This window comes from Agaribacillus sp. DX54 (assembly GCF_056858335.1).
On record NZ_JBXEQE010000049.1, the window covers coordinates 1 to 26,409 of the forward strand.

At 39.6% G+C, this 26,409-nt stretch carries 28 protein-coding genes; 14 read left to right on the top strand and 14 right to left on the bottom strand.

Annotation, left to right across the window (positions count from 1 at the left end):
- Window positions 1-235: 235 nt before the first annotated feature.
- The 5 genes from AC04NP_RS28660 to AC04NP_RS28680 all read right to left on the bottom strand — a co-directional run bounded on the left by AC04NP_RS28660 (window position 236) and on the right by AC04NP_RS28680 (window position 3,263).
- Complete coding sequence (locus tag AC04NP_RS28660) at window positions 236-1,684, bottom strand: cyclodeaminase/cyclohydrolase family protein (RefSeq protein ID WP_482863522.1); 1,449 nt, start codon at window positions 1,682-1,684, stop codon at window positions 236-238.
- Window positions 1,685-1,905: 221 nt separating this feature from the next.
- Window positions 1,906-2,118, bottom strand: a complete 213-nt coding sequence (locus AC04NP_RS28665; protein ID WP_482863523.1) for an HTH domain-containing protein — start codon at window positions 2,116-2,118, stop codon at window positions 1,906-1,908.
- A gap of 141 nt (window positions 2,119-2,259) precedes the next feature.
- The gene (locus AC04NP_RS28670) at window positions 2,260-2,514 is read right to left on the bottom strand and encodes a hypothetical protein (RefSeq protein ID WP_482863524.1); all 255 of its coding nucleotides are present in this window, start codon (window positions 2,512-2,514) and stop codon (window positions 2,260-2,262) included.
- A gap of 109 nt (window positions 2,515-2,623) precedes the next feature.
- A complete protein-coding gene (locus AC04NP_RS28675) occupies window positions 2,624-3,007 on the bottom strand; it encodes a hypothetical protein (protein ID WP_482863525.1) in 384 nt (127 codons plus the stop codon).
- A complete protein-coding gene (locus AC04NP_RS28680; RefSeq protein WP_482863526.1) occupies window positions 2,973-3,263 on the bottom strand; it encodes a hypothetical protein in 291 nt (96 codons plus the stop codon). Before AC04NP_RS28680 ends, AC04NP_RS28675 begins: the two co-directional genes overlap by 35 nt.
- A gap of 271 nt (window positions 3,264-3,534) precedes the next feature.
- On the opposite strand from AC04NP_RS28680, the gene AC04NP_RS28685 reads away from it, so the two are divergent.
- From AC04NP_RS28685 to AC04NP_RS28710, 6 genes are all read left to right on the top strand, one after another.
- Window positions 3,535-3,960 (top strand): helix-turn-helix domain-containing protein, encoded by a 426-nt coding sequence (locus tag AC04NP_RS28685; protein ID WP_482863527.1) that lies wholly within the window; start codon window positions 3,535-3,537, stop codon window positions 3,958-3,960.
- A 224-nt stretch (window positions 3,961-4,184) separates the two neighbouring features.
- On the top strand, window positions 4,185-4,844 hold the full coding sequence (locus AC04NP_RS28690) for an RNA polymerase sigma factor (RefSeq protein ID WP_482863528.1): 660 nt from the start codon (window positions 4,185-4,187) through the stop codon (window positions 4,842-4,844).
- A gap of 279 nt (window positions 4,845-5,123) precedes the next feature.
- Window positions 5,124-6,218: a FecR family protein gene (locus AC04NP_RS28695; protein WP_482863529.1), complete on the top strand. Its 1,095-nt coding sequence runs from the start codon at window positions 5,124-5,126 to the stop codon at window positions 6,216-6,218.
- Between the two features lie 223 nt (window positions 6,219-6,441).
- Window positions 6,442-9,750, top strand: a complete 3,309-nt coding sequence (locus AC04NP_RS28700) for a SusC/RagA family TonB-linked outer membrane protein (RefSeq protein ID WP_482863530.1) — start codon at window positions 6,442-6,444, stop codon at window positions 9,748-9,750.
- A gap of 12 nt (window positions 9,751-9,762) precedes the next feature.
- Window positions 9,763-11,217 carry a RagB/SusD family nutrient uptake outer membrane protein gene (locus AC04NP_RS28705; protein ID WP_482863531.1) on the top strand — a complete coding sequence of 485 codons (1,455 nt, stop codon included), beginning with the start codon at window positions 9,763-9,765 and terminating at the stop codon, window positions 11,215-11,217.
- Window positions 11,218-11,384: 167 nt separating this feature from the next.
- A complete protein-coding gene (locus AC04NP_RS28710; RefSeq protein WP_482863532.1) occupies window positions 11,385-13,781 on the top strand; it encodes a zinc-dependent metalloprotease in 2,397 nt (798 codons plus the stop codon).
- A gap of 214 nt (window positions 13,782-13,995) precedes the next feature.
- On the opposite strand, the gene AC04NP_RS28715 is transcribed toward AC04NP_RS28710, so the two are convergent.
- The 6 genes from AC04NP_RS28715 to AC04NP_RS28740 form a co-directional block, all read right to left on the bottom strand.
- The gene (locus tag AC04NP_RS28715; RefSeq protein ID WP_482863533.1) at window positions 13,996-15,063 is read right to left on the bottom strand and encodes a hypothetical protein; all 1,068 of its coding nucleotides are present in this window, start codon (window positions 15,061-15,063) and stop codon (window positions 13,996-13,998) included.
- 107 nt (window positions 15,064-15,170) lie between these two features.
- Complete coding sequence (locus AC04NP_RS28720; protein ID WP_482863534.1) at window positions 15,171-15,428, bottom strand: hypothetical protein; 258 nt, start codon at window positions 15,426-15,428, stop codon at window positions 15,171-15,173.
- A gap of 164 nt (window positions 15,429-15,592) precedes the next feature.
- Complete coding sequence (locus tag AC04NP_RS28725; protein ID WP_482863535.1) at window positions 15,593-15,862, bottom strand: DUF6520 family protein; 270 nt, start codon at window positions 15,860-15,862, stop codon at window positions 15,593-15,595.
- Window positions 15,863-16,297: 435 nt separating this feature from the next.
- Window positions 16,298-16,576, bottom strand: coding sequence for a DUF6520 family protein (locus AC04NP_RS28730; RefSeq protein WP_482863536.1), 279 nt, complete (start codon window positions 16,574-16,576; stop codon window positions 16,298-16,300).
- 53 nt (window positions 16,577-16,629) lie between these two features.
- Window positions 16,630-16,899 (bottom strand): DUF6520 family protein, encoded by a 270-nt coding sequence (locus AC04NP_RS28735; RefSeq protein WP_482863537.1) that lies wholly within the window; start codon window positions 16,897-16,899, stop codon window positions 16,630-16,632.
- 199 nt (window positions 16,900-17,098) lie between these two features.
- Window positions 17,099-17,533, bottom strand: coding sequence for a MauE/DoxX family redox-associated membrane protein (locus AC04NP_RS28740; protein WP_482863538.1), 435 nt, complete (start codon window positions 17,531-17,533; stop codon window positions 17,099-17,101).
- A gap of 530 nt (window positions 17,534-18,063) precedes the next feature.
- Here AC04NP_RS28740 and AC04NP_RS28745 point away from each other — a divergent pair.
- The 4 genes from AC04NP_RS28745 (at window position 18,064) to AC04NP_RS28760 (ending at window position 20,432) form a co-directional block, all read left to right on the top strand.
- Window positions 18,064-18,291: a response regulator transcription factor gene (locus AC04NP_RS28745; protein WP_482863539.1), complete on the top strand. Its 228-nt coding sequence runs from the start codon at window positions 18,064-18,066 to the stop codon at window positions 18,289-18,291.
- Between the two features lie 304 nt (window positions 18,292-18,595).
- A complete protein-coding gene (locus tag AC04NP_RS28750) occupies window positions 18,596-19,609 on the top strand; it encodes a virulence RhuM family protein/type II toxin-antitoxin system death-on-curing family toxin (protein WP_482863540.1) in 1,014 nt (337 codons plus the stop codon).
- Between the two features lie 288 nt (window positions 19,610-19,897).
- A complete protein-coding gene (locus AC04NP_RS28755) occupies window positions 19,898-20,191 on the top strand; it encodes a helix-turn-helix domain-containing protein (RefSeq protein ID WP_482863541.1) in 294 nt (97 codons plus the stop codon).
- Window positions 20,192-20,210: 19 nt separating this feature from the next.
- Entirely contained in the window at window positions 20,211-20,432 is a 222-nt protein-coding gene (locus tag AC04NP_RS28760; RefSeq protein ID WP_482859771.1) for a hypothetical protein, read from the top strand.
- 400 nt (window positions 20,433-20,832) lie between these two features.
- Here the strand turns inward: AC04NP_RS28760 and AC04NP_RS28765 are convergent, their stop codons facing one another.
- Complete coding sequence (locus AC04NP_RS28765; RefSeq protein WP_482863542.1) at window positions 20,833-21,486, bottom strand: DUF1281 family ferredoxin-like fold protein; 654 nt, start codon at window positions 21,484-21,486, stop codon at window positions 20,833-20,835.
- 549 nt (window positions 21,487-22,035) lie between these two features.
- Window positions 22,036-22,266, bottom strand: coding sequence for a hypothetical protein (locus tag AC04NP_RS28770; protein WP_482863543.1), 231 nt, complete (start codon window positions 22,264-22,266; stop codon window positions 22,036-22,038).
- A 194-nt stretch (window positions 22,267-22,460) separates the two neighbouring features.
- Between AC04NP_RS28770 and AC04NP_RS28775 the strand changes: the two genes are divergently transcribed.
- From AC04NP_RS28775 to AC04NP_RS28790, 4 genes are all read left to right on the top strand, one after another.
- Window positions 22,461-22,694, top strand: coding sequence for a helix-turn-helix domain-containing protein (locus tag AC04NP_RS28775; protein WP_482863544.1), 234 nt, complete (start codon window positions 22,461-22,463; stop codon window positions 22,692-22,694).
- Between the two features lie 66 nt (window positions 22,695-22,760).
- Window positions 22,761-23,207: a hypothetical protein gene (locus AC04NP_RS28780; RefSeq protein WP_482863545.1), complete on the top strand. Its 447-nt coding sequence runs from the start codon at window positions 22,761-22,763 to the stop codon at window positions 23,205-23,207.
- Window positions 23,208-23,477: 270 nt separating this feature from the next.
- On the top strand, window positions 23,478-24,716 hold the full coding sequence (locus tag AC04NP_RS28785) for a hypothetical protein (protein ID WP_482863546.1): 1,239 nt from the start codon (window positions 23,478-23,480) through the stop codon (window positions 24,714-24,716).
- A gap of 120 nt (window positions 24,717-24,836) precedes the next feature.
- On the top strand, window positions 24,837-25,385 hold the full coding sequence (locus tag AC04NP_RS28790) for a hypothetical protein (protein WP_482863547.1): 549 nt from the start codon (window positions 24,837-24,839) through the stop codon (window positions 25,383-25,385).
- A 61-nt stretch (window positions 25,386-25,446) separates the two neighbouring features.
- Here the strand turns inward: AC04NP_RS28790 and AC04NP_RS28795 are convergent, their stop codons facing one another.
- Entirely contained in the window at window positions 25,447-26,283 is an 837-nt protein-coding gene (locus AC04NP_RS28795; RefSeq protein ID WP_482863548.1) for a toll/interleukin-1 receptor domain-containing protein, read from the bottom strand.
- Between the last annotated feature and the right edge of the window lie 126 nt (window positions 26,284-26,409).

A 26,409-nucleotide genomic window follows, 5' to 3' on the forward strand; every position in this document is an offset into this window, starting at 1 on the left:
GACGGATTTAATGGTGCGGGGTTAAGAACATAGCCCAGCCTCGGGAAGTGTAGTTTTCTTAATATTTTAATGTATAATGATAGAGGCGGATCAGGATAGTTTTCGAGGTAATATGGTTGGTGATTGCGTGACCGGCCAATTGTTGAATCAAAAAATTCCGTGAATGATGTCTCCAAGTAACACAAATTCTTTCTCGGTGGTAGATGAAACGAGTGGATCTCGATTCAATGCAGATTCAAAATTCAACTATTCTAAGCTCTTCCAGCCTTATAGCCATTGCCCCCTCAGAAACTCCAAAAATCTCCTTTAATGATTTAAAATTTTTATGATAAAAGGTATTGCTTGATAGAAACTTTGAAAGTCCACGAAGATTCTTACACTCATATCTAAACTGCCTTATTGATTTTTCCCCAAGAGCAAATACCGTTTCTTCATTTATAACAAATTGACTGGTTCCATACAGCTTCCCGAAGATTCTGAGAACTTGTTTTTTTGGCATCAAAAAGAAAGCCGCAAACTTATCTGCCTGGTTTTCTTGAGGGTTTCGAGGATTAGAAGGTTTTGATCCGTCTAATGGACCGTCTCTGTGCAATACATCTTGATTATGCAGCAGGGCATGTCCAAGTTCATGGGCAGCAGTGAAGTTTTGTATGTAAGGTTTCTTTTGAGAAGATATTTTAACAATTTTTTTGGATTTACTGATGACCCCAGCAATCTCAATTACCTTTCCATCAATGTTTTGTTGTCCGAGTGTTAGCGGAGTGTTATAATTATAACCCAGGACTTCAAACGCCTTCTGAGGTTTAAGAATGTCTAATGGATCCATGTTTTCTTCACCCCAAATTTCCATTCTATTCACCCATAAGAAATTTTGAAAGTGAGAAACTAATTTTTCAATGTACGAAAAAGATAACTTGCTTTCTTCAAAAGAATTAAGCGTGAATGAATTCAATTTCATTTTCCAATCAGCTTCTTTCTTCAGATTGTCCAGCCTTCTATTTACCTCGTTTGTCAGAGCTATATGTTTTTCGTGTAATGCCGAGGTCTTTTGCCTAATATCCCTAGTCCAATCATTATCCGGGAAGTAAGTTAGGTTTAGATCGATAACAGATAAGCATCCCCCCAGAGCGGAAACCGCACTATTCAAGGCAACTCCTGAATCACCCCGAACAGCCGTAAACCCATGATCAAATATCAATTTTGCCCCCTCTGCCAACTTAATGCACTCCCATGCTATCTGAATAGGTATTTCAGTTGCAGGCTTCAATTTATCTAATGCTCTCGCTTTTAAATGTCTCCTTTTCGTATAGTCGGACTCATCTCTAGCTTTAAGACGGGCGTTCATGTGGGTATGAAACACTTCTGAATCTTCCTGGAAAAGTTTGAGCAAGGTTGGATAGACTTCTTTTTCTATTTCTTTATCAAGTTTGTTTAGGGGTTCATGCCACTCTTTATAAGTATCCTTGCAAACTGTTCGATTGATCACAGTTCTTATGAGTTGAGCAGATAATAGCCCTTGAAGTGCAGCAGCACTACCTGAGCCCGGTTTATGACTACCTGCCCCGAATTCTTCTAATAATTCCCGGGCTTGCAATTCAAGAAAATTCTTGATGCCTGAATCTATCTTATTATCTAATTCAACTGACATTGCCTTAGCGTTTGTAGTAAAGATAGTTAAATCCATGTGGAAATCTTTGTTCCTCGCGGCTTAGGCTTGTCATATCTGACCTTAGGAGCTTTTACTCCCCGCTCTCTCCGTTCAACGTGATTATTAGCTTGTTCTTTTGAAGTGATAAGGACAACTTTATTTTATATTATGGATTTTCTAGTCCAATTTCCATTACCTTTCCTTTGATTCCATGGAGGGGTGGAATACCCCTCCATGATTTCATAGTTCCTAGCACATTATGCCCCTTCATCTAGCGGGTAGACATAACTCTTTTCTTGGGTATTGAATGTGCACTGTGGATTAATTTCCTTTATAGCTTTAATGTAATTGTAGACCTGGCGCCTGGACATTCCCAGTGTAGTAGCCAGGTCACCTACTGTTCCTGTTCTTTTTTCCCGGATTAACTGGTCAAGAACTAAGCCTTTGTATAGTATATCTTTCAATGCCATATTTATTGCTGTTTGAATAATTTGATAGTGGTGGATTTTTTTATATGAATAAGAAGATACCCGACCTTTCCCAAACCCTTGGGGAAAGGCCGGGCTGGGCTAACACCTGGTTGATCCCCACCCCCATAGGGACGACCTGGTTTAAGCCCGTTTTTCTCCTTTTTTTATTCGGTATGCGATTTCTTCCAGCGAGTGGAGATTTAAATTAATGACCTTCATTATGATCCGAAAAGTTTTGAGGGCAGAATCGCTGAGTTCATCATCCCCGGTTTCCCTGGGCTGGTGGATTAGTCCTTCAGTGAATTCATCCAGGATGTAAATTGTCTTTGCCTGTTTTATGCACAGCTTTTGTAGCCGGTCTGTCATTTTTCTCTCCATAGATTTATTTCTCTCCATAGATTTAAGCCTCAATTGAGATAGATAATCTCCGTCAAGTTCGGGATGGCGCACCCACTTTGAAGGGCCCGCCTGCAACCAGGTAATTTTTTAAGCCAGCGACTACCAGTTAACTATTACCATTTATCCCTCTATTCATTTCATGCTTCTTAACTACCAAGTCCGCATAAAAACCAAAGGCTCTCTCCAGGAGTAATTTCTCATTCTCCGGATCAAGTGACGAGGACAACTCTTCCTGGCGATTATAATACCATTCGTGAAATTCATCACTAAGATTATCACCTAGATCCATTATTGCTAATATTAATGGACTAAAGTCGAGGATACCGGCACTTGCATCGACATCGGCTTTATTCAGCTCATTAATAAATTTCAGGTTTTTAAGTTCTTGCATGATCAGGAATACAGAAAGCTCAACTTCCTGCAGAAGGTTAACCAATCGCTTATTTTTGGGAAATTCAATTTTCATGGCTTTTGCCCTTTTGGATCGCATCCCAAAAAGAGGAATTCATGTGCCCAGGTATTATCTTATCATATTCCGCCATAAATCCCTCCCCCGGTGATAAATGGATAAGCAGCCTGTAAACAGACTTCAGGTTTTCTATGGACTCCCGGTCCCCGATACAATCTTTAAATTCAATTTTCCTGGGCATCCCTAAGATCCCGTTCCGGTAGCTTTTCAATTCCTGGACTCCTGATAAGGGAATGATGATCTTTGCCTCGTCTTCTTTCTCATTATATTCAATCATAATATTGATATTTTAGGTATTTGGAAAATATATTTACGATGCCCTTTAAGTTGTATGTTTACCACCTACAGGGGGCGTGTATCAATGGACACTTTGATGGATCTAAGAATTAAATAAAATCATTTGTAACCAACTATATCAGCTTGTAATCTCACATTTTACCGCGTGTAATTTCACACTCAATTGTTGGTAATCTCACACCCAATTGTAAGTAATCCTACCTCTCCAAGAAAGGACTTTGGAACCACTCTGAAAATTAATATATTTGGCTATGGTTACAGAAACAACACCCCCCGCGATACACCTGGGCAGAAAAATTATGCAAATGCGCGAGCTGTTGCGCATCACCCAGGACACTGTGGCTGAAAAAATGGGAATAAGCCAGCAATCTGTGTCAAGAATTGAGCAAACCGAAGATGTTGATGACGATACGCTGGAAAGGGCAGCGCGGGCATTGGGAGTCAGTGCTGAAGCGATCAAAAATCTTGATGAGCAAGCCACGGTTTACAACATTGTCACTAACCAAGGGCATTCACAAATGGTTGGGGCTCACAATTATAATCATAGTTGCACCTTTAACCCATTCGATAAATGGGCGGAAGCTCTTAAAAAAAATGACCAGCTATATGAAGCCCTGCTGGCCAGTGAGCGGGAAAAAGTAGCTATGCTGCAAAAGTTTTTGGATGAAAAAAAATAACCTTCAAACAGGGGGCATAAAAGTAAAAGCCACGCTACTTCATATTTACCCCGGCGCTTAATTTTTTAATCTCCTACCTGTCTAAAAACCAGGAAAAAAGAACACCTTATTAACCAGTGAAAGCTTATCAATTTCATAAGGCTTCGGACATCCCGGTTTCCAGGAATCAATAACCTCGATTTAATCGATATGTTTGGGTAAGATTCAAAATGATTTGACATTATATGAATCTTTTATTATCTTATCGTGAAATTAATTGTTACCAGTTGGGTAAAATGACAAGAAAACTGAAAGGTGGGCCGGGTACAGAGCCATGTATAAGAAGGTTTATTGATGGAGATTCATCAGCTTTTGAACGTATCCATTCCATGTACGATAAGCAACTCTACCTTCACGCCTACAAGTATACCAAATCAAGGTTTATTGCTGACGAGATAGTCCAGGAAGTATTCATAAAACTCTGGTCGAACCGGAAAAAAATACAACCGGGTCGCAACATTGAGGCTTACCTGTACAGCATGGTCAGGAACCAGGCACTTAACTACATTAGAGATACCATAAAGCACGAAGACCTTTCTGCCGAGCTGTGGAAAGATGTGCTGAGGGCCGGGGAACAAAGCGACCATGAAATAATTTCTAAGGAGTACAATGGTATACTGGATAAAATTCTTGAGCAGGTCCCTGCCCAACGGAGATCTATTTACCTGTTGTCTCGGAAAAAAGGTTTGAGCAATCGTGAGATTGCGAATCAATTAGGTATTGCGAAAGCCACCGTAGAAAACCAGTTATGGAAAACCCTGCAATTCATAAAAAAACATCTTGAGCCGCACATAGATATAACTTTGACTATACTTGCGGTGCTTTCTGCTTCGCTTAAACTTTAGTTTGCTTTGGGGAAAGTCTACGGATAAGACGGATTCTTACTTCCCTTATCATAACAGGCGTAAAAAAAGCTGCCTTGCTTGCGCCCGCTCTCTCCTCTATCCATTGTAACTCTTACAATTCATAGAGTTGTTTATTAGCACCTGGTTAAAGTTTTAGCTGATCAGCTAACAAATTCAAAAAAAAATCGCTCCACGCGTAAAAGTCCTAGCCTGTTTTTGTGTATAAGGTAATAAGGGGGAATAAAATTAGTTAAATCCGAAAAGCCAACTGTGGTAACTATGAATAAAAATGAAGTCATAAGGGCTGTTCAGAAATTCCTGGACAATACCTGTAACCAAAAAGAATTTGAGATTTTCACAGAATTTATGAAAACTCCTGGTGCGAAACTACAGATCGTTAAGTGGATAGAAGAAGGGGTGATAGTGGATAATACCAGTGACCCCGATGAGGATGTTGAAAATGAACTGGTGAGCGATGAAAAATCAGCCACCAGGAAAGAGAAAATTATGGCCGCCCTTTTCCGGCAGGAAAATGTGGTGCCTTTCAATGGAACCCGTAAAAGCTCTAAACCCCACTTTTCGATTTTCATCAAAGTAGCAGCAATAGTAATTTTTGCCATTGGTGTAGTATGGATATCATTCAACTATATTGATGGCCTTGGTATTAAAGATACTACTACGCTACAAAAGCAAACACTCCGCGGCCAAAAGGCCACGATTACATTGAGCGATGGCACAACCGTACAAATGAATTCAGAAAGCACCCTTACCTATCCCCGGGAGTTTGGCGACAGCCGCGAAGTAACCCTTAAGGGAGAGGCTTTTTTCATGGTGAAACGTGATACAAAAAAACCGTTTATTGTGAAAACCGGCAACCTCGAGACAAGGGTTTTAGGAACCTCATTCAACGTAAATTCTTTTGGAGACGAAATTATTAAAGTCACGGTTGAAACCGGTTATGTGAAGGTGTCCCCCCTGGTAACTCCCCCTGCAGGGGGAGTTACGGAGGGTGATGCCGGGGAGCAGGGATCCGCAGGGATAACCCTCTCACCCAACCAGCAAGCCATTTTTAATACCACTACCAGCGCTCTCGAAAAACGTGAAGTGAATGCAACCGATTTCATTTTATGGAAAAGCGGTATACTCAAATTCGACCATGTAAAACTTAGAGAGGCGATCAAAACGCTGGAGCGGTGGTATGGCGTGAATATTTCTGTGCTCGATCCCAGGTTGCATAACTGCAAAATTGTGGGCGAGAGCCACAATGAAAGCCTCGAGGCTATTCTGAAAAGCTTTGAGTATACACTCGATATAACCTATGAATTTGATAAGGACGGGATCAGGTTAAGTGGTTCCGGCTGTGAAGAAAATTGAAGAATTTAAACCATTTATATCCACCAAGATTAAAATATCCATTATGACCTGAAACCAAAAAAACGCGCCTATCCACCGAAGCCTCAGCACAGGTGGAAAAAAAGCCCGCTTAAATCATGATTGCACCCACGAGCTAAGCGGACAAGTTGTCAAACAGAAACAAAGTTTCCATTAACATTTCAAAATTATGAAATTAAATCTACTAAAACGCATAATTTTTATTATGTCGCTTAACTACCTGCTTACCATTATTTTTTGCACATGCGCTATGGCAGGTGTTGTTCTGCCAGGGGATGGTAATGCACAATCCAAGAGTATTAAAGAGGTAATTATTACAATGGAGTTAAATAATGCCCCGGTAAAGGCGGCACTAAACTCTATCGAGGGAAAAACAGACTTTAGGTTTTTCTACCGGGAGGGTACACTCAGATCTGTGCAGGATCAGCGGATCACTCTTAATGCCACCAACCAAAGTGTGGCATTTTTTCTAAAAAAAATAGCTACAGAAACCGGTTTGATGTTCAAACAGGTGGATGGGATGATCAATGTAAAAATCCCGGAAAAACCGAAACAAAAAAGTTCAAAAAAACAAGAGGAAGCTAAGCTACCGGATCAGATCATTAGTGGTAAGGTTACCGATGAAAAAGGGGAACCCCTTCCGGGAGCCAGCATACTGGTGAAAGGCACAAGTGTTGGTGTAGTAACGGATGTAGATGGAAATTACCGATTAGATGCACCTAATAATGCCACCCATCTCATATTTTCGTATGTAGGCTTCCAAAGAGAGGAAATAGCGATCAGTGGGCGTACGATAATAGATGTATCGCTTACCCCCGATCTTACAAGTTTAGGGGAAGTAATAGTAAAAGCTGGTTATTGGGATGTTAAACAGCGAGAAAATACGGGAAACATAGCAAAAGTAACTGCACAGCAGATTGAAGAACAACCGGTCACTACTCCATTGCAAGCCTTATCAGGCAGAGTAGCGGGTGTCGTGATTAGGCAAAGAAGTGGTGTACCCGGAGGGGGTATTGACATTCAAATACGAGGACAAAATAGTCTTAGGTTAGATGGGAATAATCCTTTATATATAGTCGATGGTGTACCATATCCATCATCACCTGTATCATCACCGGATGTAGTTGGAGGGGTTTTTGGTTCTGAGATAGACCCTATCAATTACATTAACCCATCAGGCATAGAAAGTATCGAGATTTTAAAAGACGCTGATGCCACTGCCATCTATGGTTCGCGAGGGGCAAATGGGGTGGTACTCATTACCACTAGAAAAGGGCAATCCGGAAAAACAACCGTAGACGTTAATCATTATTCAGGAATTGGAGAGGTAAGTAGTAAAATGGATCTATTAAATGCAGCGCAATATCGGGAGATGGTGTTTGAGTCCTTAGCTAATGATGGCATTGATCCTGTTCCTGACTTCTTTAAGCCACTTCTCCATGACCTCTTTGCCTGGGATTCCACCAGGAATACCGACTGGCAGGAGAAGCTAATTGGAGGTACCGCAAACTACTCAAACACACAGTTTTCTATATCGGGAGGAAACCTCAACACGCAATTTTTGTTCAGTGGTACCTATTTTCGACAAACGACAGTTTTTCCAGGTGATTTTGCATTGCAAAGAGGTTCAGGACATTTTAATCTCAATCACCAATCCACCGATCAAAAGTTCACCGCCAATTTATCACTCAGCTATGTGGCCGAGAAGAATAATTTACCGAGGCAAGACTTCACAATTAGTGCCATATCAATTGCTCCACATGCACCCGAAGTTTTTGATGAAGAGGGTAATTTGAATTTTGAGAACAATACCTTCATCAACAACCCTTTCACTGGTCTTTTTGAAAGGTATGAAGGCAAGACCAGGAACCTCATATCAAACATGACACTGGGCTATCAAATTGTATCGGATTTAACGGTTAAAGCAAACCTGGGATATAACAATATTACGGTGAATGAGAATAATATCAGTCCGATAAAAGCGAAAAATCCTGCGTTGAATCCCACAGGTTCGGCACTCTTTGGCAATGGCAGTACTGAAACATGGATCATTGAGCCACAAATTGAGTACATAAAAAACATTGGAATGAGTCAATTAACTGTTTTGATTGGTTCAACTTTTCAAGGAACGTTAGCGGAGCGTGAAAGCGTCTTTGCATCTGGTTATACCAGTGATGCTTTAATTGAGAATATTAATGCCGCTCCTAATGTTGATATACAAGACGCCACCTTTTCTGAATATCGCTATAATGCTTTTTTTGGTCGTATCAATTACAGTTGGAATGGAAAGTACATTCTAAACATAACCGGGAGAAGGGACGGCTCCAGTCGATTTGGCCCTGGAAGACAGTTTGCTAATTTCGGTGCAGTAGGTGCTGCCTGGATCTTTTCTGAAGAACCCTTCATAGCGGATAACTTGCCATTTATCAGTTTTGGAAAGTTAAGAACAAGTTATGGTACCACAGGAAGTGACCAGGTAGGAGACTATGAATTCTTGGACACCCATACACCAACAAATTTACCTTATTTAGGCACCACCGGCTTAATCCCTACCCGCTTGGCAAACCCTGACTTTGGTTGGGAATCCAATAAAAAAATAGAAGGGGGTATTGAACTGGGACTGATAAATGATCGAATCTTCCTAACGGCAAGCTATTATCGCAATCGTTCTTCCAACCAGCTCACAGGTATACCATTGGCCGGAACTACGGGTTTTTCAACCCTGCAATCCAATTTTCCAGCCACCGTAGAAAACCGGGGTTGGGAGTTGGTGTTAAATACTTCCAATGTTAGCACCGGTGATTTCAAATGGTCCACCAGTTTTAATATCACTATTCCCCGCAATGAACTGATAGAGTTTCCCAATATAGAGAATTCGTCATTTGCAAATATCTATACGGTAGGGGAATCACTTTTCAATAGAAAACGGTTTAATTATACAGGAGTAGATCCTGAAACTGGGTTTTACACCTTTGAAGACGTAAACCAGGATGGACAAATAGACGAAGATGATTTACAGTCGGTAAAAGAAATCGCGCCAAGTTACTTTGGAGGATTGCAAAACAAGATCTCATTCAAGGGTATAGAACTGGGCTTTTTTTTCCAGTTTGTGAAGCAAACAGGCATTAATTACCTAGCAAGTTTTTCTCAACCAGGCTTAAGAACCAATTATCCCATCCAGATATTGGACAGGTGGCAACAGCCAGGTGATATTACGGAAATCCAACGATTTTCGATCTTGAGTTCCGAAGCAAGTCAAGCGTATGAAAATAGCCTTAGAGGAACCAACATAATTAGTGATGCCTCCTTTATTCGATTGCAAAACGCATCATTGGCTTACAACTTTCCCACTGCTATTATTGAAAACTTAAAACTTCAGAATTTAAGGGTTTATGTTCAAGGCCAAAATCTATTCACCATTACCGATTACATTGGTTTAGACCCTGAAACGCAAAGTTCGCAAGCACTGCCTCCATTAAGAGTAGTTACTGCTGGAATCCAAGTCAAATTTTAAAGAAATAGAATCATGAAAATTAAAAAAAATATTCTCAACATTTCGGACATTCTATCAAACACTAGAGGGGTTATGAGGAAATGGAATGAAATAGGAAAATTGTCACTACTTGGAACAATCCTTTTATTTACAAATACCTCATGTGAGGACTTTGTTAGTATTGATCCTCCCACTACAGAAGTAGTTAGTGAGACAGTATATACCAGTGATGGTACGGCCATAGCAGCGATGAGGGGCATCTATGTGGAAATGATAACAGGAGGCCTTGCAAGTGGCAATTCTTTCAGTGTCACCAATTTGGTGGGATTATCTTCTGACGATGTATTAAATTTTTCGGCAGATATTAACCGCACGGAATTCAACACAAATTCCCTCACAACCAATAATAGTTCTATCCTCGGATTATGGAATGAAGCCTATAGCTTAATTTACTATAGCAACTCTGTGTTAGAAGGATTGGAAAATTCGCCTGGGGTAACCCAAGATACCAAAAATCAATTGGAAGGCGAGGCGAAATTCATTCGTGCCTTTCTTCATTTCAATTTAGTGAATATGTTCGGAGATGTACCTGTCATTGGCTCCACAGATTTTGAAGCGAATAATGTGGTTGCCCGTGATCCGTCCCCTGATGTTCTCCTTCAGGTGATTACCGACCTACAAGATGCACAAAACCTTTTAGCAGAGGACTATTCCTTTTCTGCCGAGGAACGGGTACAACCCAACAGATGGGCCGCAACCGCCTTATTGGCCAGGGCTTATCTTTATAACCTGGATTGGGCCAATGCGGAGACAGAGGCAGGCAAAGTCATTGAAAATACAGGGTTATATGCCCTGGACTCAATAAATGGGGTGTTCCTGGCCAATAGCCCGGAGGCTATCTGGCACTTAAAACCTGTTTCTCCCGGTCAAAATACAAATGAAGGGAGTGTATTCATAAATATTGAAGGGTCTTTCCCCAGACTTCAAGTTCTTACAGATGAATTGATCAATGCCTTTGAGCCAGGGGATACCCGGAGGCTAAATTGGGTGGATAATAATATGGTAGATGGAATCACTTATTTCCATCCTTACAAATACAAAATTAACCTCCCGAATCAGCCGTTGACGGAGTACTCAATGGTTTTACGATTGGCCGAACAATACCTGATCCGGGCAGAAGCCAGGGCACAGCAAAACAATGTTTCCGGGGCTCAAGCCGACTTAAATGTGATACGCAACCGGGCGGGTTTACCCAACACTTCTGCCAATGACCGATCTTCATTACTACTTGCTATTGAGCAGGAAAGAAGGGTGGAACTGTTTACTGAATGGGGCCATCGATGGTTCGATTTGAAGCGAACGGGTAGAGCCGAGGTAATTTTGTCTCCACTTGCTTTGAAGGATTGGCAAGATACAGACAGGCTATACCCCATACCACAAGCCGAACGTGAGATTAATTCAAACCTTCGCCAGAATGATGGGTATTAAGTACGCTAAATTCAATCGAATACAAGCTAGTTTTTAAGGACTCTTAGAATAAAGAGCTAATGAGCGTTTTGTAGGGAACCCCGACTTGGGAGCAAATTGGGGGTGGTAGTACCATCCCCAATACACCTACTTGCTCAACTCATGAATAAAAAATCAAATCAGGATACATGCAACAACTATCGTTTAATATATGGCCTCTGGCTTTTACTTTATTAAGTGTTTTCACTTTAAGTACTGAGGCTCAAAAAAAGGATCTCTCAACATCTCCATTTAAAAGGTATAATGAAGTGATAACCACCGATGCGGAAACGCAAAATGGGCTGTTTAGTGTTCACAAGGTCGGTGACCACCATTACTTTGAACTTCCTGAAACTATTTTGGGTAAAGAGATCCTGATCGTGTCTAGGATCTCGGCTGGCCCACACAAGTTTTCTGGCTTTGGAGCCGGGGTATACACCAAACCGGGGGGCTTCCCCGTCCAACATCAGGTCATAAGATTTGAGCGGCAGGATAAGGCAATTTTCATGCGACTTGCGACATACAAAGATGTGGCAGATGAGAATTTACCTATTTTTCAATCCGTAAAAAGCAACAACTTTGAGCCGATTGCTTATCGTTTCAATATTGAAGCGGTCAATAGTGACAAATCTTCCATTGTCATTAGTGTACAGGATTTTTTTACTTCGAATGTACCCTTGATTGGCGTGCAAAGTAGTAACTATGAAATCTCTGGCGTAGACCAAAACCGGTCCTTCATATCTTCTATGAAAGCGTTTCCCAAAAACATCGAGATCCATCATGTTCTCACGTACAGGGCATCCAATCTGCAATACGAATACAGGGACAATTCACTTTCTTTCAGACTGAACCAGTCCATAGTATTGCTACCTGAAAATCCTATGTTGCCTCGTCTGTATGACCGGCGTGTAAGCTATCTAAGTTTTGGATATACCGATTATGGTACTAACGAATTGAAAGCAGCGAAAAAGAGATACATAACCAAATGGCGATTGGAACCTTCGGATTGGGAGGCCTACCATAATGGTGATTTGGTAGAACCGAAAAAACCCATTGTCTATTACTTGGACCCTTCTACCCCTGTTAAATGGAGATCATTCATCAAAAAGGGGGTGGAAGATTGGCAGAAATCTTTCGAAAAAATTGGGTTTAAAAATGCCATTGTAGCAAAAGAGCCACCCTCACCTTCAGAAGATCCGGATTGGGATATCAATAACATTCAGCATTCCGTCATTTATTACGTGGCTAGTGAGTCACAAGGAGCTGTGGGTTTCATGGTTAATGATCCCCGTACGGGTGAAATTTTAAGGGGAGATATTCAATTATCCCATAACATGCTTCGAAGAAAGAGAAACCTTTTTTTTATACAAACGGCGGCAGCTAACCCGGACGCACGTAGCATTAAACTTAAGGACGAAGTGATGGGCGAAGTACTACGCTCAGTAACGGCCCATGAGGTGGGGCATGCATTAGGATTTGATCATAGTGACGATGCAAGTAGGGCTTACCCAGTGGATTCGTTGCGTTCCCCTTCGTTTACAGCAAGTCATGGCAATTCGGCCTCTATCATGGATTACGCATGGGCCAACTATGTTGCACAACCGGAAGACTCAATCGAAAACTTTTATACCCAAATAGGTGAATACGATCACTGGGCGATACGGTATGGATATAAACCGATACCGGATGTTAATAGCCCGGAACAGGAAAAGGATACGTTAAACCATTGGTTACAAGAACAAGCGGATAATCCACTCGTTCGTTTTCCTAAAGGAATGACAGGATACATGGACCTGGGAGATGACCCCCTCTATGCATCTGAACTAGGGATAAGGAACCTTAAACGGATTATAAAAAATCTTGTACAATGGACAACAGAGAAAGGTGAGAACTATGAAACTTTGGCTGAACTTTACAAAGAGGCATTCGATCAATTGGAAAGATACATGGCACCAGTAGAACTGATGGTAGGAGGTATGTACTACACCCTTAAGAATGCCGATGAACATGGGCCTGTATACACTTTTTTAGCATCGGAGAGGCAAAAAGAAGCAATAGCCTTTTTGCACAAACACTTGTTTCAAACCCCAAGCTGGATAATAGACCCGGTGATTCTTGAGAGAACCTCGGGGCCATATGAAGCTAATCCATTGGGTCATATTATGAGAATTCAACAGGAAATACTGAACAAATTGTTAAGAGACACGGCACCCATGATTCAAAATGAAGCTATAAATGGTAAAGAGGCCTATACCATTCGGGAGTTACATGAGGATCTAAGGGAGGGTATTTTTCAAGAGCTAAAAACCAGTGAAAAAATCAGTGTTTCTCGGAGAAACCTTCAACGGATATTCATCAATGAAATTGGTAGATATATGAATATCCAACACCAACTTTATGGCAACAGTGATGCATCCTCTGTGGCCCGTTCCAATTTAAAAACGATAAAGAAGAAAATTGATGAAAGCATAGTGTCTCAAAGGGATAAAATGACCAACCACCATTTGCAAGATTTATTGGCAAGAATTGAAAGCCTGCTAAAATAGCTATGTTTCAGGCTTATCATTCCTTAACCAGAACAACTCCAATGTATATAGGTTTTTGGGGTTGGGACTGAGCAATTAATACGACAAGTACTTAAAAAGGGAACAGGGACATGATCGGGTGTACATTCGAATCCTCTTCATAAGCATACTTCGTAAGACTGTATCTATTCGATTTGCTCCATGTCTCCCTTTTTGTTAAATTCTTTAAACAACCCTAACTTGAAATATACTTAGGATCAAATTGATATTTGAGAATGTAATGATCGTATAAGGCAATCAGTAAATCATCAAATACTTGAAATTCGCGCATCTTCTCCCCATTATGCTTTGGAAGATAAAAACTATGCAGGTATTTGCCATTTTTGAGATCATAAACATCTATCACCGAGGACTGCTCAAAGATTTCTTTTTTTTCATTTTTCGCCAGTAAATTGGAATTAATGAATAATTGACCGCCAGAAACACAGCTTTTTTTATTAACCATCATAGGTGGAGTGGCCATTGTAAGGGAACGATCTGATTTGATTTCCTCGACTTTGATCTTAGCCCGACTGACTGTATCAATGGTATTGCCTCGATAGATTAAGTTAAGGCTACTGTCTGCGCAAATGAATTGATTTCTGTAATAATAGACATAAACCAACCAATTCAGGTGCTCGCTGTAATGCATCATACCATCAACACAAAATTTTCCATCAATCTGTTTTTCAAGTAAGTCCGGAGCAAGTTGTATGTAAGGAGGATTGTTAGCTTCTTTTCCCAAAACAAATTCTTTTGATTGTGTGCTAGTTGTCCTCAGTAAAAACGATGTGCTGCTTACTGGAATAACATCCATAAAGTAAGCACTATCATAGGTATAGCGAGAGGCCTGCCAATCCATCAAGGTACCTCTGAAAATGGCGGGAACTGAGCCATCCGACCAATAAAAATAAGGAGAATCGACTTGAACTCTTATAGATCTGAATTTTAATCCTTCCAATCCTTGGATTTTCAACTCTACATGTTGCGTATCGGCCAAGTTTAAATCTGTCATCAGTAAATGTCTTGATCCTGCAACATTACCAAAATAGAGATGGTTTGCACTTGAACCGGCGATATAGTACGAATTATACTTTACATCCAAAGTGCTCGATAAATCTACCGTTTTAGGTAAGAATTTTCGCTGAAAACTATTGTATTGATGGTTAGTCTTCTCGGAGGTTTTTGCATACAAAATGAAAACGACCAATACGCCAAAAAAAACTAAAAAGCCTAAAATGATGATAGGAGTATTTTTTTTCATTACAATGATTTTGGTGAAATAAATCAACCGTGTTTTGAGGATTTTATTGATAACATTGAAGTTGGTAGAGTAAAATCTACCAACTTCAATGTTATCAAAAACCGGGTCTACTGATTACGCCACAAAGATGGTTGATCGCAGGTTTGATCCTCTGGGACGACTGGATATAGTTCCCCTAGAACATTAGCTTCACAAAGTATTAGACCGGATGTAAAGGTACACTTATCACTTACTTGTGCTGGTGTACAAACTGGGGCTTTAGCGTTTACATCAATCATTCCAGTTGCAGCATTCTTTGGTGAGGTAAAAGCAAAAGCGGCTGTCACAGCAAAGGCGGTTAAAGCATTTTTAAGAGCATTCATCATTTTATGTGTTTATTGGTTAATTGCCTACTCTGTTAAGGGTTTTCAGCTTCCCCCTGAAAAATGTCACGACATTTTTTCTTGGATACGTCCAGAATTTTTAGTAAAACTCAGGATGTGTTTCTTACCTGTGAAAGTGTTGCCATCACAGTAAGTCAAATCTCATTTTACAGGTTAGGATTTCTTAGTGATTGAGAAGTACAAGGAGCACCAAAGGGAACTACCTCGTACTGGACGAAATCAATTATAATTTTGCATACTTTTCCATCCGTTATGGACGTGCACTGATCACTAACCTGATGAGGTTCTGTACATAAGGTTTTGGCTTTTACGCTAATCGTACCAGTTTCAGCATTCTTTGGTGAGGTAAAAGCAAAAGCGGCTGTTACAGCAAAGGCAAAAGCAAGGGCGGTTAGAACATTTTTAAATAGTTTCATGATAATATATGTTTAGGTTAATTGCCTACTCTGTTAAGGGTTTTCGGCTTCCCCCTTTTTTTCTTGTAATTGTTTATCAAAGTCTTATCAAGTTTTAATATGAAGCTTTGTTTTATGTGACTAGAATTGCGGAATGCGTAATGCCATTGCATCTTTACAAACCGGTGAATCCTCCGGAACGGCCATGTACGTAGAAAGCACGACATTGAATGTACAGATGTAACCAGGTACAATTAAACGGCACTGATTACTCACTACACTGACCGGACAAGTTGCCGCCATGCCTTTGACCACAACAGTGTTGCTGCTTGGTCTTGAAGGAGTAAATGCAAAAACGGACCCTATTGCCAAAAAAAATGCTGTAGCAGTAAGTGTTATCCTTAATTTTCTCATAGTTATGTGGCTAGGTTAGTTATTGGAGTTTTCTATCTAGTTCTACCCTAAGTTTGGGTTTCGTAGAGGTGCATCGTTTAAGCAATCGCCATCAGCCGGAACCACATTTAAAAGGGCAGCTCCAACTCGCATTTTACAGAGGGAACCTGATGTAATCGAAGTACACTGATCACTCACCGTACCAGGAGTACAAGTTGGATAGTTCTGGGCTTTTACATTTATCAATCCAAGTTTGGTTGCTTTTACAGGGGTAAAGGCAAAAGAGGCAGTGACAGCTAAAACAAAGGCTGCCAGAGGGAAAATGTTTTTAAATGATTCCATAGTTGTATAAATTTTAGATGTAGTTTCTCTATTTATTATATGAGAGCATTTAGTCAATCCGGCCTGCGCAAAACGGATGCATCAGAGCATTCGGTCACGTTGCTTGAAACAGCTTCATATTTTGTTTTATTGAACTTAAATGTACAAATCTGGTCTTCTGCTGTAGCCAGGCAGGTATCGCTCACCTGACCGGATGGGCAGTTGGAACCCTTACCCTTAACATCAATCATGCCCACCGTTGTTTGAGGTTGCTTCAAAGTGAAGGCCAATCCTACTGCAATCAGGAAGGCAAAGAACGTTTTGGGCATCTTCGATTTTTTCATTTGCTGGTAGCTGCCTGAATGTTCCGCACAAGCATTACTAAACGGTCCGTATAACAATCCCCGGATTATTCGATATATTTTGTTTTCGGTGCAAGGATTTTCGGGATACGACCCGGGGAGAGATTATCCCGCCAATCCTTTTTGCACCGTAATTAAAACAACCAGTTCGTAAATAATATAGTGGCCAAACACGAGTCGGCTAGGCCATAGCTGGTCTGTCCTGCCCCGGCATACGGATATGTAATATCACACCGCTCGCGCCAAGCAGAACAAATCCTGTATTAAAGATCAAATGCTCCGTCCATCCCATGCTTTCCAGTACACCACCACAGGAACAGGGCACATGCTCGCTAAATTGAAGTATGGCAATAATATAAGCTGTAAACATAACCATCATGCCAAAGGCAGCATATAACCCCACCAGGCGAAACCGCCTGAAAGCTAGCATGCCGGCAATTAATAACTCGGATATCGGAACAGCCCACGCCACTACACCGGCAAAGTCGGTTAATAGCGGGGACTGTCCTACCTGTACGATAAACTTCTGAACATCCTGCAGCTTCACCAGGGCCGCATAGGTAAACAGGAGTATAAAAAGAAAGCAAATGATTTCGAGGGCGACCTGTTTTTTCATCGGGATATAGTTGATTATAACTGTTTCTAATAATCGTTTCCTGACCGTTTGATCATCAAAGAGACCGTTTAAATACCTGGCATTTATCCTGTATGCCAAGACCTTGTTGCACTTACGTTTTAAGCTGAGCTGGTATTCTGTTTTACTTAGCTCAATCTATAATTAAAAATTTTTAAAAACAAAAAAACAATACAAATAATAAAAGAAATAGTAATATCAATATAAGAATATTAGATTGTATAAATATAAGAAGTTAGAAAAACCCGGGAATTATCACCAGCGGGATCATGGTATCGGTAGCGGCGGTGCCTTGTATGGCACAACTTCCGGCAGGTGAAAATCGTTTAAAGATAGAAATAACTTTTTAACCAGCAGCGATTATGTATTACTGTCAACCGGCTAGTTAATCGCACCAAAACCTATATCGTAAGATTGAGCAGCAGGATAGTGGAACACCTGCAAAAGGGATAATTGGGGAGCAATAGTTACCAGGCTATTGAAAATATTATTCACTTTACACAGGCCACTAAATGAAAACTAATAATATAGAGTCACTGACTCCAAAAGAATTAGAAATACTCAAACTTATTTGCCAGCAGTACACGAGCAAACAAATTAGCATAAAAATTAATACAGGCGTGAAGAATGTAGAAAGGTACTGCTCACGTCTGCTAACGAAGACTAATGCCAGAAACAGGGCCGGGCTGGTTGTATACGCCATGCGGCATAACCTCTTTCCGGGCCTGGTGGATGAGTAAGTTCACCGGCTTCAGCGATGAGGTGTTTTTTTTAATGCTGTGAGAAATTGCCCAGGGTGGTATGTCCTGGTTTTCTACTTGTCCAGGATCTCCTGTAAAGGACTCTTAATAAGGAAAACATTAATGAATCATTGCAGCTTTTCAGCACTTTCCAGGGGCCTGTTTTCATATCCCGACTTTGCATAATTTTAAAAGATATTGGAAATTTACTTTTTTACATAAAAATGAAATAGTATAAAGAATATATGATGCGTAATGTGCAGCATATTCTGAAATTGAGCTTATTTGAAAGTGCTATAGGAAAATGAACTTACTTGGAATAAAAAATGGTGACGTAGTTGTTTTCAGGCCAAAAAACGGGCAGACTGAATTCCGGGTAGTGCTTGATGGTGAACACGACACGATTTGGGCAACTGAACAGCAAATAATGGACTTGTTTGGAAAGGCAAGAAGAACCATTGGTGAGCACGTAAAGAATATTTATGAAGAAGGTGAACTTGATAAGGATTCAACTTGGCGGGAATTCCGCCAAGTTCAAAAAGAAGGTGACAGGGAAGTTTCCAGGAAACTATCTGTTTATAACCTCGATATCATTATTTCAGTAGGTTATCGTGTCAAATCACAGGTTGGTACTGAATTCAGAAAATGGGCAACTCAAAAGCTAAAAGAACATTTAATAAAAGGATATTCAGTAAACCAGGAGTTACTTAGAAAAGAGAAAAGCAAAGTTGAGGCTTTACAAAGCGAGTTAGACCTATTAAACGAAGAATTATTTGAGACACAAAAAACACTTACTGATGGTTTATTATCCATTATCTCTCATTATTCAAAATCCTTTGAACTGCTTAATAAATATGACAAAGACGAATTGTCTTCTGAAAACCTTAATAAAGATGTAATCTACATGATCAACTATGAAGATGTCAAACAGGCAATTCAAAAGCTCAAATCTGACCTTATTAACAAAGGAGAAGCAAGTGAACTGTTTGGCAACGAAAAAGATGACTCATTTAAAGGAATATTAGGGAGTATCTCACAAACTGTATTTGGTGAATTAGCATATTCCACAATAGAAGAACAGGCCGTTCAACTTTTATATTCAATAATTAAAGGACACCCATTCACTGATGGAAACAAACGCATAGGTTCTTTCATTTTCGTATGGTTTTTGGAACAAAACAGGCATCACCTAAACAGTATTGGAGAAAGAAAAATTAATGACAATACGCTGGTGACATTAGCTTTGGCAGTTGCGCAAAGTCTCCCGGAACAAAGAGAAACAATACAAAAATTAATAATGAATTTAATAAAAAATTAAGCCCGGTAGGGTAGGCTGCCGCTCATACAGCACCGGATGAAATGCATGAAACGTGGCAGGATCCTCCCTATTCAGTCTCTGTAAGGGACTCTTCTGAATGAGGAAGACGCTAAGGAATTATTACAGCTTTTTAGTACTCTCGGGGTTCACTACCAGGAACCCTGGGGAAGATAAAAAGCTGTGACAAGCCTCTTTCTGAACTTTAATAGCCCCTCCCCCCGGGCAAAGGTCACAATACTGTTACGTTCATTTATTGTAACATTTCCATATTTTTACTACCTTTGCATTATGTTCGACAGAAAATCCATCGGCCAACGCCTTAAGATGTTTCGTAAAAAAAGGAATCTTTCACAAGATGCCCTTTCTTTTAAGTGCGGGTTAAAACGCAACCAGATCATTGCAATTGAAAAAGGGCAGACTAATTATACAATTGGCAATTTTTTAAAGTACCTGCAGGGGTTGGGTGTTAATGAAATTGTGGCGAAAGTAAGCAACGGTGAACCAGGAACAAGTCATGGACTGGCTGAACTAATGGACGGTAGTGATAGTGTGAAAATTGAATCTTCTCCAAGCGAGAATTGATAGAAAAATATGACATTGAATGAAAACAACAGAGATACTTACAAGATTAGAAAGCGTAAAATTTTCAGAACAACAAGCCCGGGTGATTGCCGAAATTTTTGAAGATACGCATTCTGAATTAGCGACTAAGGAAAACGTAGAAGCAGTAGTAACCAAAGCTAAATACGACCTTGTGAAATGGATTGTAGGCGGTATAATCGCTAATGGGTTGGTAGCTACCTTATTGAAATTTATTGCCTAAGAGTGAACCATTTTCATGCTAAACTTGACTTATTTTTCCCTAGACTCATTTCAGCAATGCTCCCTTCAAAGATGCGGTATTACAAATACCGGTGAACGAGCTAGGCCATAATTTAATAATATAGCATTAAAAGAAGCACGCTTTACAAAAGCGCGCTAGGTATAGGAAACAGGGCGGGGTTGGTCGTATACGCCATGCGGCATAACCTTTTTCCCGAGCTTGTGGACGATTAAGTTAACCAGCCCCAGTAACCAGGTATTCGGGATCGGGCTAAGCAACTAACTTGTAAAAGTTTCAGGTATCAGTTTCATATCCCAACTTTGCATAATTTTAAAAGATATTGGGAATTCACTTTTTTTATGGCAATAAGGCAAAGGTTGTTTCTCTAAGGTTAGAGGGCCTATTGTCTGGCCCCGGGCCATAATTCAATGGCAATTTCATAAGCCTCCGGGCTACAGGCCCCTGGAATATATAAATTTGCTTTTCCTTTTTGTATTTTAGCCCTGCCACAGTTTCTTCCAATGTGATCTTCAGCCCATTTAAAAGCGAATTTCACACGCGGAAATCTTTCGCTTAACCTTAACATTAAAGTAAGCGCCGCGGAGTCAGCCGTTTCCCATATTAGTGTATTTCCAGGGGTTTCATACTCGAAAGAGAAAGCATTCCACTTGGTTCCCCAGTTTACTAAATTCCAGTCACGCCAGTAAATGTACCCGGTTGTCTCGAAAGCGGAGCATGCTTTTTCAAACGCAATGATATCCTCTTTCTTTTTAAATGGGTTTAACTCTTGTCTTTTCCTGGCGATCATTTCCAGCCTGGCAACCAGCTCGTCTTCATCAAAAGGTAAATCATACTTGTTTTTTACCGCGTATACGATACCTTGTGAGATTTCACCCACTTCTTCAATTGCTTCGGGGCATTTGAGAATTTTATTAAAATCCACTAGCCTTTCCATACCATCTTTACCAGGTTCCCCTTTCAGAAAATTTTTAATTTCAGCAACCTGGTCTTTAGTCCCCATGATCTCCAGTTTGTTTTTTATATAATTTGGCATAGTCTTTAGAATTTTTTGTGTTATCCATAGTAGAGCATCAACTATTGGTCCATTAAATGATCTATCACTGGCTTTGTTTTATCATCCTGGACACATTATTATGCCATGCTAATGAGGCTTAAACGAATGGCGGGGTTTATATGGCAGGAGGTCATACATTTCCCATATAAGTTTGAGAGTTGGTTTTTTCCGATCCTTATACAGGCTATTAACATTGAGAATGCGTCATGATCGATGGAAGTATAAACCGTAACTAAGTAACATGAAACAAAAAATAGGACTAACTGGTACTATCGTATTTGACCTTGAAACACGGAGACCTATCCCAAAATAGATTGATAAAGAGATTGAGAGAAAAATATTACAGAATTCATAGACTTAACCAAAAAGATCGTAGGTTTTAATATCCTGGGGTTTGACTACCTTATCGGGATGGAATCTTAACCCGGCGAATAGTGGTAGAAAGAGAGTAGCCAGGGAAAAGGGGAGCACCAGGCTCCCCTTTCCTGTTTAAACGCATTGTCGCCCCGTGTTACTTATCTCGGGAGATCAGGGTTCGGGTTGTAATAAACCCATTTCCCTAAGATTTTTTACGTGGCTGCATAGTTCGTCAGTACTGCTAATGACCTCCAACATGTCCTGGTAATATTTGCTTTTTTCGTAAGTACCGGCCTTTTTGGAAACTCTCCTCTTCAGCAGGAGGCAATAATAATTTTGAACCTCGTAAACATCTTTCAATAATTCAAGGTTCCCTTGATGTAAGTATTTGTTTTTGTTCATATTTCCTGGTAAAAATTCAGACCCGGCACTAATGGCCGGGCCTGGTTAAATCAAAGATCCACTATATTTAAAAGGAAAAATTTTAAATTTCATTTATTTAAATAACAATATTTAATAGTCTAATATAACTAAAAATCACAATAACTCATACTATAGTTCTAGTAAATTAATCTGCCGGATAGCTAGTTTCGTCCATGACCATAAAACAGGCTTTCGGCATTGTGTTGAAGGAGGAAAGGGAGAAACAGGATATAACACAACTTCAACTTGCAGGATATTGCAACCTGGATGTTCAAACCATTAGCATGTACGAACGGGGTCTTCGCCAACCCACGATAAAAACACTGCTCGAACTCGCCAGGGCGTTGAATGTTGAAGCTGAATACCTTGTGACCCGGCTGAAAGCAAAACTTGATTCTGAAAACTAATCAATTATTAATCAGGCGTTTGCACTTTTACTAAATAAATTAGTAAAATAATAAACACGTATCAAAATGGAAATCCTGAGAGATGAACAACGAAGAGATGCCTTCCTTATCAAATTTCATAAGAAAGCTATAAGGGTCAACTTAGAATTCCAATGCATTGAGGTGCTGAATCTAAATGATTTCATGCATATGCGGGCTCTGGACACAAACAAATACATAGAAGTCGGGGATTATGATAAAGAGGAATTGATTAACGGTTTTTTCAGGCTGCTGGATTACCTTACTGCGTATCCGGGCAGGATTAAGAATGCCCAGCCCCATGATCGGAATGGCAGATATACCCTGATTGAATCCGATAATAAACGGATAGAAATTGATAAGGACCTGAAAGGCTTAAAGGACTATTCCGGGCAGATCTTCGGAAGGGGGCACTACAAAAAAGCCAAAAGTCAGATTTACCGCAACGATCATATAATAGATGAGTACCAAAGGATACTGCAGGAGATCAAATGAATGGCGGAGCTTACACGAAAGGTGGTGGTACGGCAGGGAAAGGAGTTGTTTTGAGTACCAAAATTTACAAATGCACTTTATTATTGCTAACGAAGACAACGGTGTGTGTATCTAAGAATATGTGAACGTTCTCTTATCAACCCCAAGTCAAAAATCTTTAGATAATTTGAATAACACATCAAAAATTTACTAGATTTAGAGGATATAGTTATTGCATTTAAAGGTTCATTTGATACTTTTTACTGGTATTGACATCAATTTATCTACTTTATGAAATCGAATAAAGTTGTTGCATTCAGTCTACTTGCCCACATCAATGATAATGCTGTGGGGATAAAAGATTTTGATGACATTTTTCAACCCCTTATTAAAACCGCTTTGTGCAAATTGAATACCGAGGGAGTTAAATCTGGCTCAAGCCTTTCTGAAATTAAATCCAAAGTCGATGAAATATTTGCTTTAGATATCCCAATACCTTATCTCAAGAAATTGTTAGAAAAGATTGCAAAAGAAACACTAGCAATAGAAGAGGTAAACCTTACGATACATCAAGACGGTTCGTTCTTAATTGATAACTTTATTTTTGAAGATTTTGAAATTCAAATTGCCGAAACTGAAGATGAGATAAGTGAGATCAATAAGTTATATGAGGTATTTCTGGAAACTGAAGGTTTAAAGCTGAGTCAGGAACTATCAATTTTTGAGTATCTTGATAAAAGTAGACTGAGGCTTTCCAAATTCTTTGCTTACAAACAAGCAAAACTACTTGAACTGGATGATGTGCATCAGGCCAATTTCATAAATTCTCTTAGGAACAAACCTAAATTGTTTAATGCCCTAAGAAGAATTTACTTAGGCTCAATAATATCAGCATACCTAATTACTGATTTTGGAGAAGTAAAACGAGATCTTGAGTTATTACTGGATACCAATTTCATAATTGGTTTGCTTGATCTAAACTCAATTGAATCAACACATACTTGCAATAAGATAATAGAATTGGCAAAGAAGCTTGGATTTAGGGTATCTGTTTTACCATATACACTTGAAGAAACTGAATTACTTATAGAACGTAAAGCAAATCAGTTGAGCAAAAGTTTTTTTCAGGGCTATTTGGATCCCGAAAGTATTCTTAATGCAGCAATTCGAAAGGGATACACCAAAACACAACTTATTCAAATAGGTGCAAATCTTCGACAAACATTAGAAAACCAATTTGGGGTAGATGTCATTGGAAATGATGAGAAATTTAAAAATCTTGCAAAGTTCCAATATAGAAAAATACTTGAATTTTACCAGGAACTGCGAGGTCGTTTTGGATGGAGTGCTCACCATGACACTACGGCCATTGCTTATGTAAAAGAAAAACGTGGAAGAAGAAGAGTAACCGGCAATTTTATGAACGCAAAATGTTGGTTCGTTACAAATACTCCTTATGATGTAAAAACACCGAAAACTGATGGACTTCCTGAAGTAATTAGAGCCGGTGAATTACTGAGTTTGCTTTAGCTGAGTAGTCCTCAAGTAAAAGAATTAATTAACGGGACTGAGTTTTCAGATTTAGGATTGACCAGGCTGGTTTCCACTACTATCTCGCATTCTCTTCCCAATTCCCGAACGCTCAGAGAATTGGATGAGAATTTTAGCAAGTACTCAACAGAAGATGGCATAACTGCTGATGATACTTTGATTATCGCAAATCTTATCAAGAAAAAGAAAATTAAAGATCCAGAAAAATTAAATAAGCTAGCTAAAAATAATCCAAATGAGTTTATTGAAGAGGTAAAGAAAACAGCGGAGAAAGGTAGAAAAGAAGATCAGGAGTTAAAGGAAAAAGTAGAAATCTTATTAACCAGGTTTGAGCGGATGTTTCCAAAATCAGAATTGCCAGAAACAGAACCTGAATCTAAATTCGAGGAGACTGCAGTTAATCGAAATAAACTAGAAATTCCTCTAGCCATAATCTCATTATCCTTTCTTTCATTCTTACTATGGACATTTGAAAGAATTTTTGATATTGATCTTTCTTCGGTTCTAAATAACTATTTTTTGATAAAGTTGCTGCTTCAGATCATGCTTATTACTAGTGCACTAGCGTTAATCAAGAGGGAAAAAAAATTCTGGTGGAGCACTTTCATTGGCTTTATAATTGCCATATTCACGCTAATAAAAAAATGAAATAGATACCAACATACTCTATTCATATATTAGGCTTGCATCACGGAGAACTGAAGGGATTTCAAATTCTATTATCAAGGCGTTCCAACGTACTATTGAGTATTTTCCCAATTTCATCCCCTGACAAACTTTGCGCTTCAATTCTATACAAATCTGCAATAATAGAGGGAACAGGAGCCTCGTCTAGTCTGACAATGAATATTGGCTTTTTTTGATTGATTAGTTGGGAGATGGCGGCGTTTAGCTCACGGTCTACCCAAGCAGAATCGTTACAGGAAGTTGACCAGAATAAAACGAAATGTGTCATTTCCTCCAGTCCCTCGCTTATTTTTTTTGTTAATGAATCCGAAGGGAGCGTGTTGTCCTTATCAAACCATATTCCAACACCTTCTTGTTTCAGGGTCGAAGCAGTTTTTTCAACTGTAGGTTTATCAACAGACCTGTGACTCAGGAAAAGTTTATGTTTTGAAAAATAGTGGCTTTTTGTTCTTCTCACATTTGCCTTAGCTTCACTATACAATAGATCACAGGAATTCAATATACATCTGATATTTCCTTCGTTCTTCTCTGCCCAGCCCGTCAGTAAACCTGCATTAAACGAAGCAAAACCATTACCAACCTGCGATATGTTTCCAAAAGGACAACTGTTCAGTTCATCAACCCACAGGTCTTTGCATAAAACCCCTGTAGTTCCATTATTCCCGGAAATAGATATCGATTCGCCCGTTGATAATTTCATCGGTAGGGAAACTATGACTTGCTTTACACCTTCGAAGGTAGGTTTTAGCCAATCACTTATGATCATTTTTTCGGGATGACAAATTATCTCCGTGGGACTTTGGTTAAAATATTTTCTGTCACTGCCATAATGAGGGTTTTCAAAATTTTGATCATCCAAGCTAATCGTAGCGTTGACAAGATCAAAAACATCGTTTTATTTAGTATTGTATTGTTTTATAGGAAGTGTAAAGTAAACTCTGTCTACTCCTTCAGCCCTTCATCCGGGGGCTAGCCCCCGGATGAA

Bases quoted from the DNA above. Each gene is read 5' to 3' on its own strand.
- AC04NP_RS28780 (WP_482863545.1), top strand. From the start codon at position 22,761: ATGGAAATCCTGAGAGATGAACAACGAAGAGATGCCTTCCTTATCAAA.
- AC04NP_RS28705 (WP_482863531.1), top strand. From the start codon at position 9,763: ATGAAAATTAAAAAAAATATTCTCAACATTTCGGACATTCTATCAAAC.
- AC04NP_RS28665 (WP_482863523.1), bottom strand. From the start codon at position 2,118: ATGGCATTGAAAGATATACTATACAAAGGCTTAGTTCTTGACCAGTTA.
- AC04NP_RS28670 (WP_482863524.1), bottom strand. From the start codon at position 2,514: ATGGAGAGAAATAAATCTATGGAGAGAAAAATGACAGACCGGCTACAA.
- AC04NP_RS28730 (WP_482863536.1), bottom strand. From the start codon at position 16,576: ATGGAATCATTTAAAAACATTTTCCCTCTGGCAGCCTTTGTTTTAGCT.
- AC04NP_RS28690 (WP_482863528.1), top strand. From the start codon at position 4,185: ATGAATCTTTTATTATCTTATCGTGAAATTAATTGTTACCAGTTGGGT.
- AC04NP_RS28710 (WP_482863532.1), top strand. From the start codon at position 11,385: ATGCAACAACTATCGTTTAATATATGGCCTCTGGCTTTTACTTTATTA.
- AC04NP_RS28715 (WP_482863533.1), bottom strand. From the start codon at position 15,063: ATGAAAAAAAATACTCCTATCATCATTTTAGGCTTTTTAGTTTTTTTT.
- AC04NP_RS28775 (WP_482863544.1), top strand. From the start codon at position 22,461: ATGACCATAAAACAGGCTTTCGGCATTGTGTTGAAGGAGGAAAGGGAG.
- AC04NP_RS28745 (WP_482863539.1), top strand. From the start codon at position 18,064: ATGAAAACTAATAATATAGAGTCACTGACTCCAAAAGAATTAGAAATA.
- AC04NP_RS28695 (WP_482863529.1), top strand. From the start codon at position 5,124: ATGAATAAAAATGAAGTCATAAGGGCTGTTCAGAAATTCCTGGACAAT.
- AC04NP_RS28685 (WP_482863527.1), top strand. From the start codon at position 3,535: ATGGTTACAGAAACAACACCCCCCGCGATACACCTGGGCAGAAAAATT.
- AC04NP_RS28680 (WP_482863526.1), bottom strand. From the start codon at position 3,263: ATGATTGAATATAATGAGAAAGAAGACGAGGCAAAGATCATCATTCCC.
- AC04NP_RS28760 (WP_482859771.1), top strand. From the start codon at position 20,211: ATGAAAACAACAGAGATACTTACAAGATTAGAAAGCGTAAAATTTTCA.
- AC04NP_RS28770 (WP_482863543.1), bottom strand. From the start codon at position 22,266: ATGAACAAAAACAAATACTTACATCAAGGGAACCTTGAATTATTGAAA.
- AC04NP_RS28725 (WP_482863535.1), bottom strand. From the start codon at position 15,862: ATGAAACTATTTAAAAATGTTCTAACCGCCCTTGCTTTTGCCTTTGCT.
- AC04NP_RS28785 (WP_482863546.1), top strand. From the start codon at position 23,478: ATGAAATCGAATAAAGTTGTTGCATTCAGTCTACTTGCCCACATCAAT.
- AC04NP_RS28765 (WP_482863542.1), bottom strand. From the start codon at position 21,486: ATGCCAAATTATATAAAAAACAAACTGGAGATCATGGGGACTAAAGAC.
- AC04NP_RS28720 (WP_482863534.1), bottom strand. From the start codon at position 15,428: ATGATGAATGCTCTTAAAAATGCTTTAACCGCCTTTGCTGTGACAGCC.
- AC04NP_RS28755 (WP_482863541.1), top strand. From the start codon at position 19,898: ATGTTCGACAGAAAATCCATCGGCCAACGCCTTAAGATGTTTCGTAAA.
- AC04NP_RS28700 (WP_482863530.1), top strand. From the start codon at position 6,442: ATGTCGCTTAACTACCTGCTTACCATTATTTTTTGCACATGCGCTATG.
- AC04NP_RS28740 (WP_482863538.1), bottom strand. From the start codon at position 17,533: ATGAAAAAACAGGTCGCCCTCGAAATCATTTGCTTTCTTTTTATACTC.
- AC04NP_RS28675 (WP_482863525.1), bottom strand. From the start codon at position 3,007: ATGCGATCCAAAAGGGCAAAAGCCATGAAAATTGAATTTCCCAAAAAT.
- AC04NP_RS28660 (WP_482863522.1), bottom strand. From the start codon at position 1,684: ATGGATTTAACTATCTTTACTACAAACGCTAAGGCAATGTCAGTTGAA.
- AC04NP_RS28735 (WP_482863537.1), bottom strand. From the start codon at position 16,899: ATGAAAAAATCGAAGATGCCCAAAACGTTCTTTGCCTTCCTGATTGCA.
- AC04NP_RS28750 (WP_482863540.1), top strand. From the start codon at position 18,596: ATGAACTTACTTGGAATAAAAAATGGTGACGTAGTTGTTTTCAGGCCA.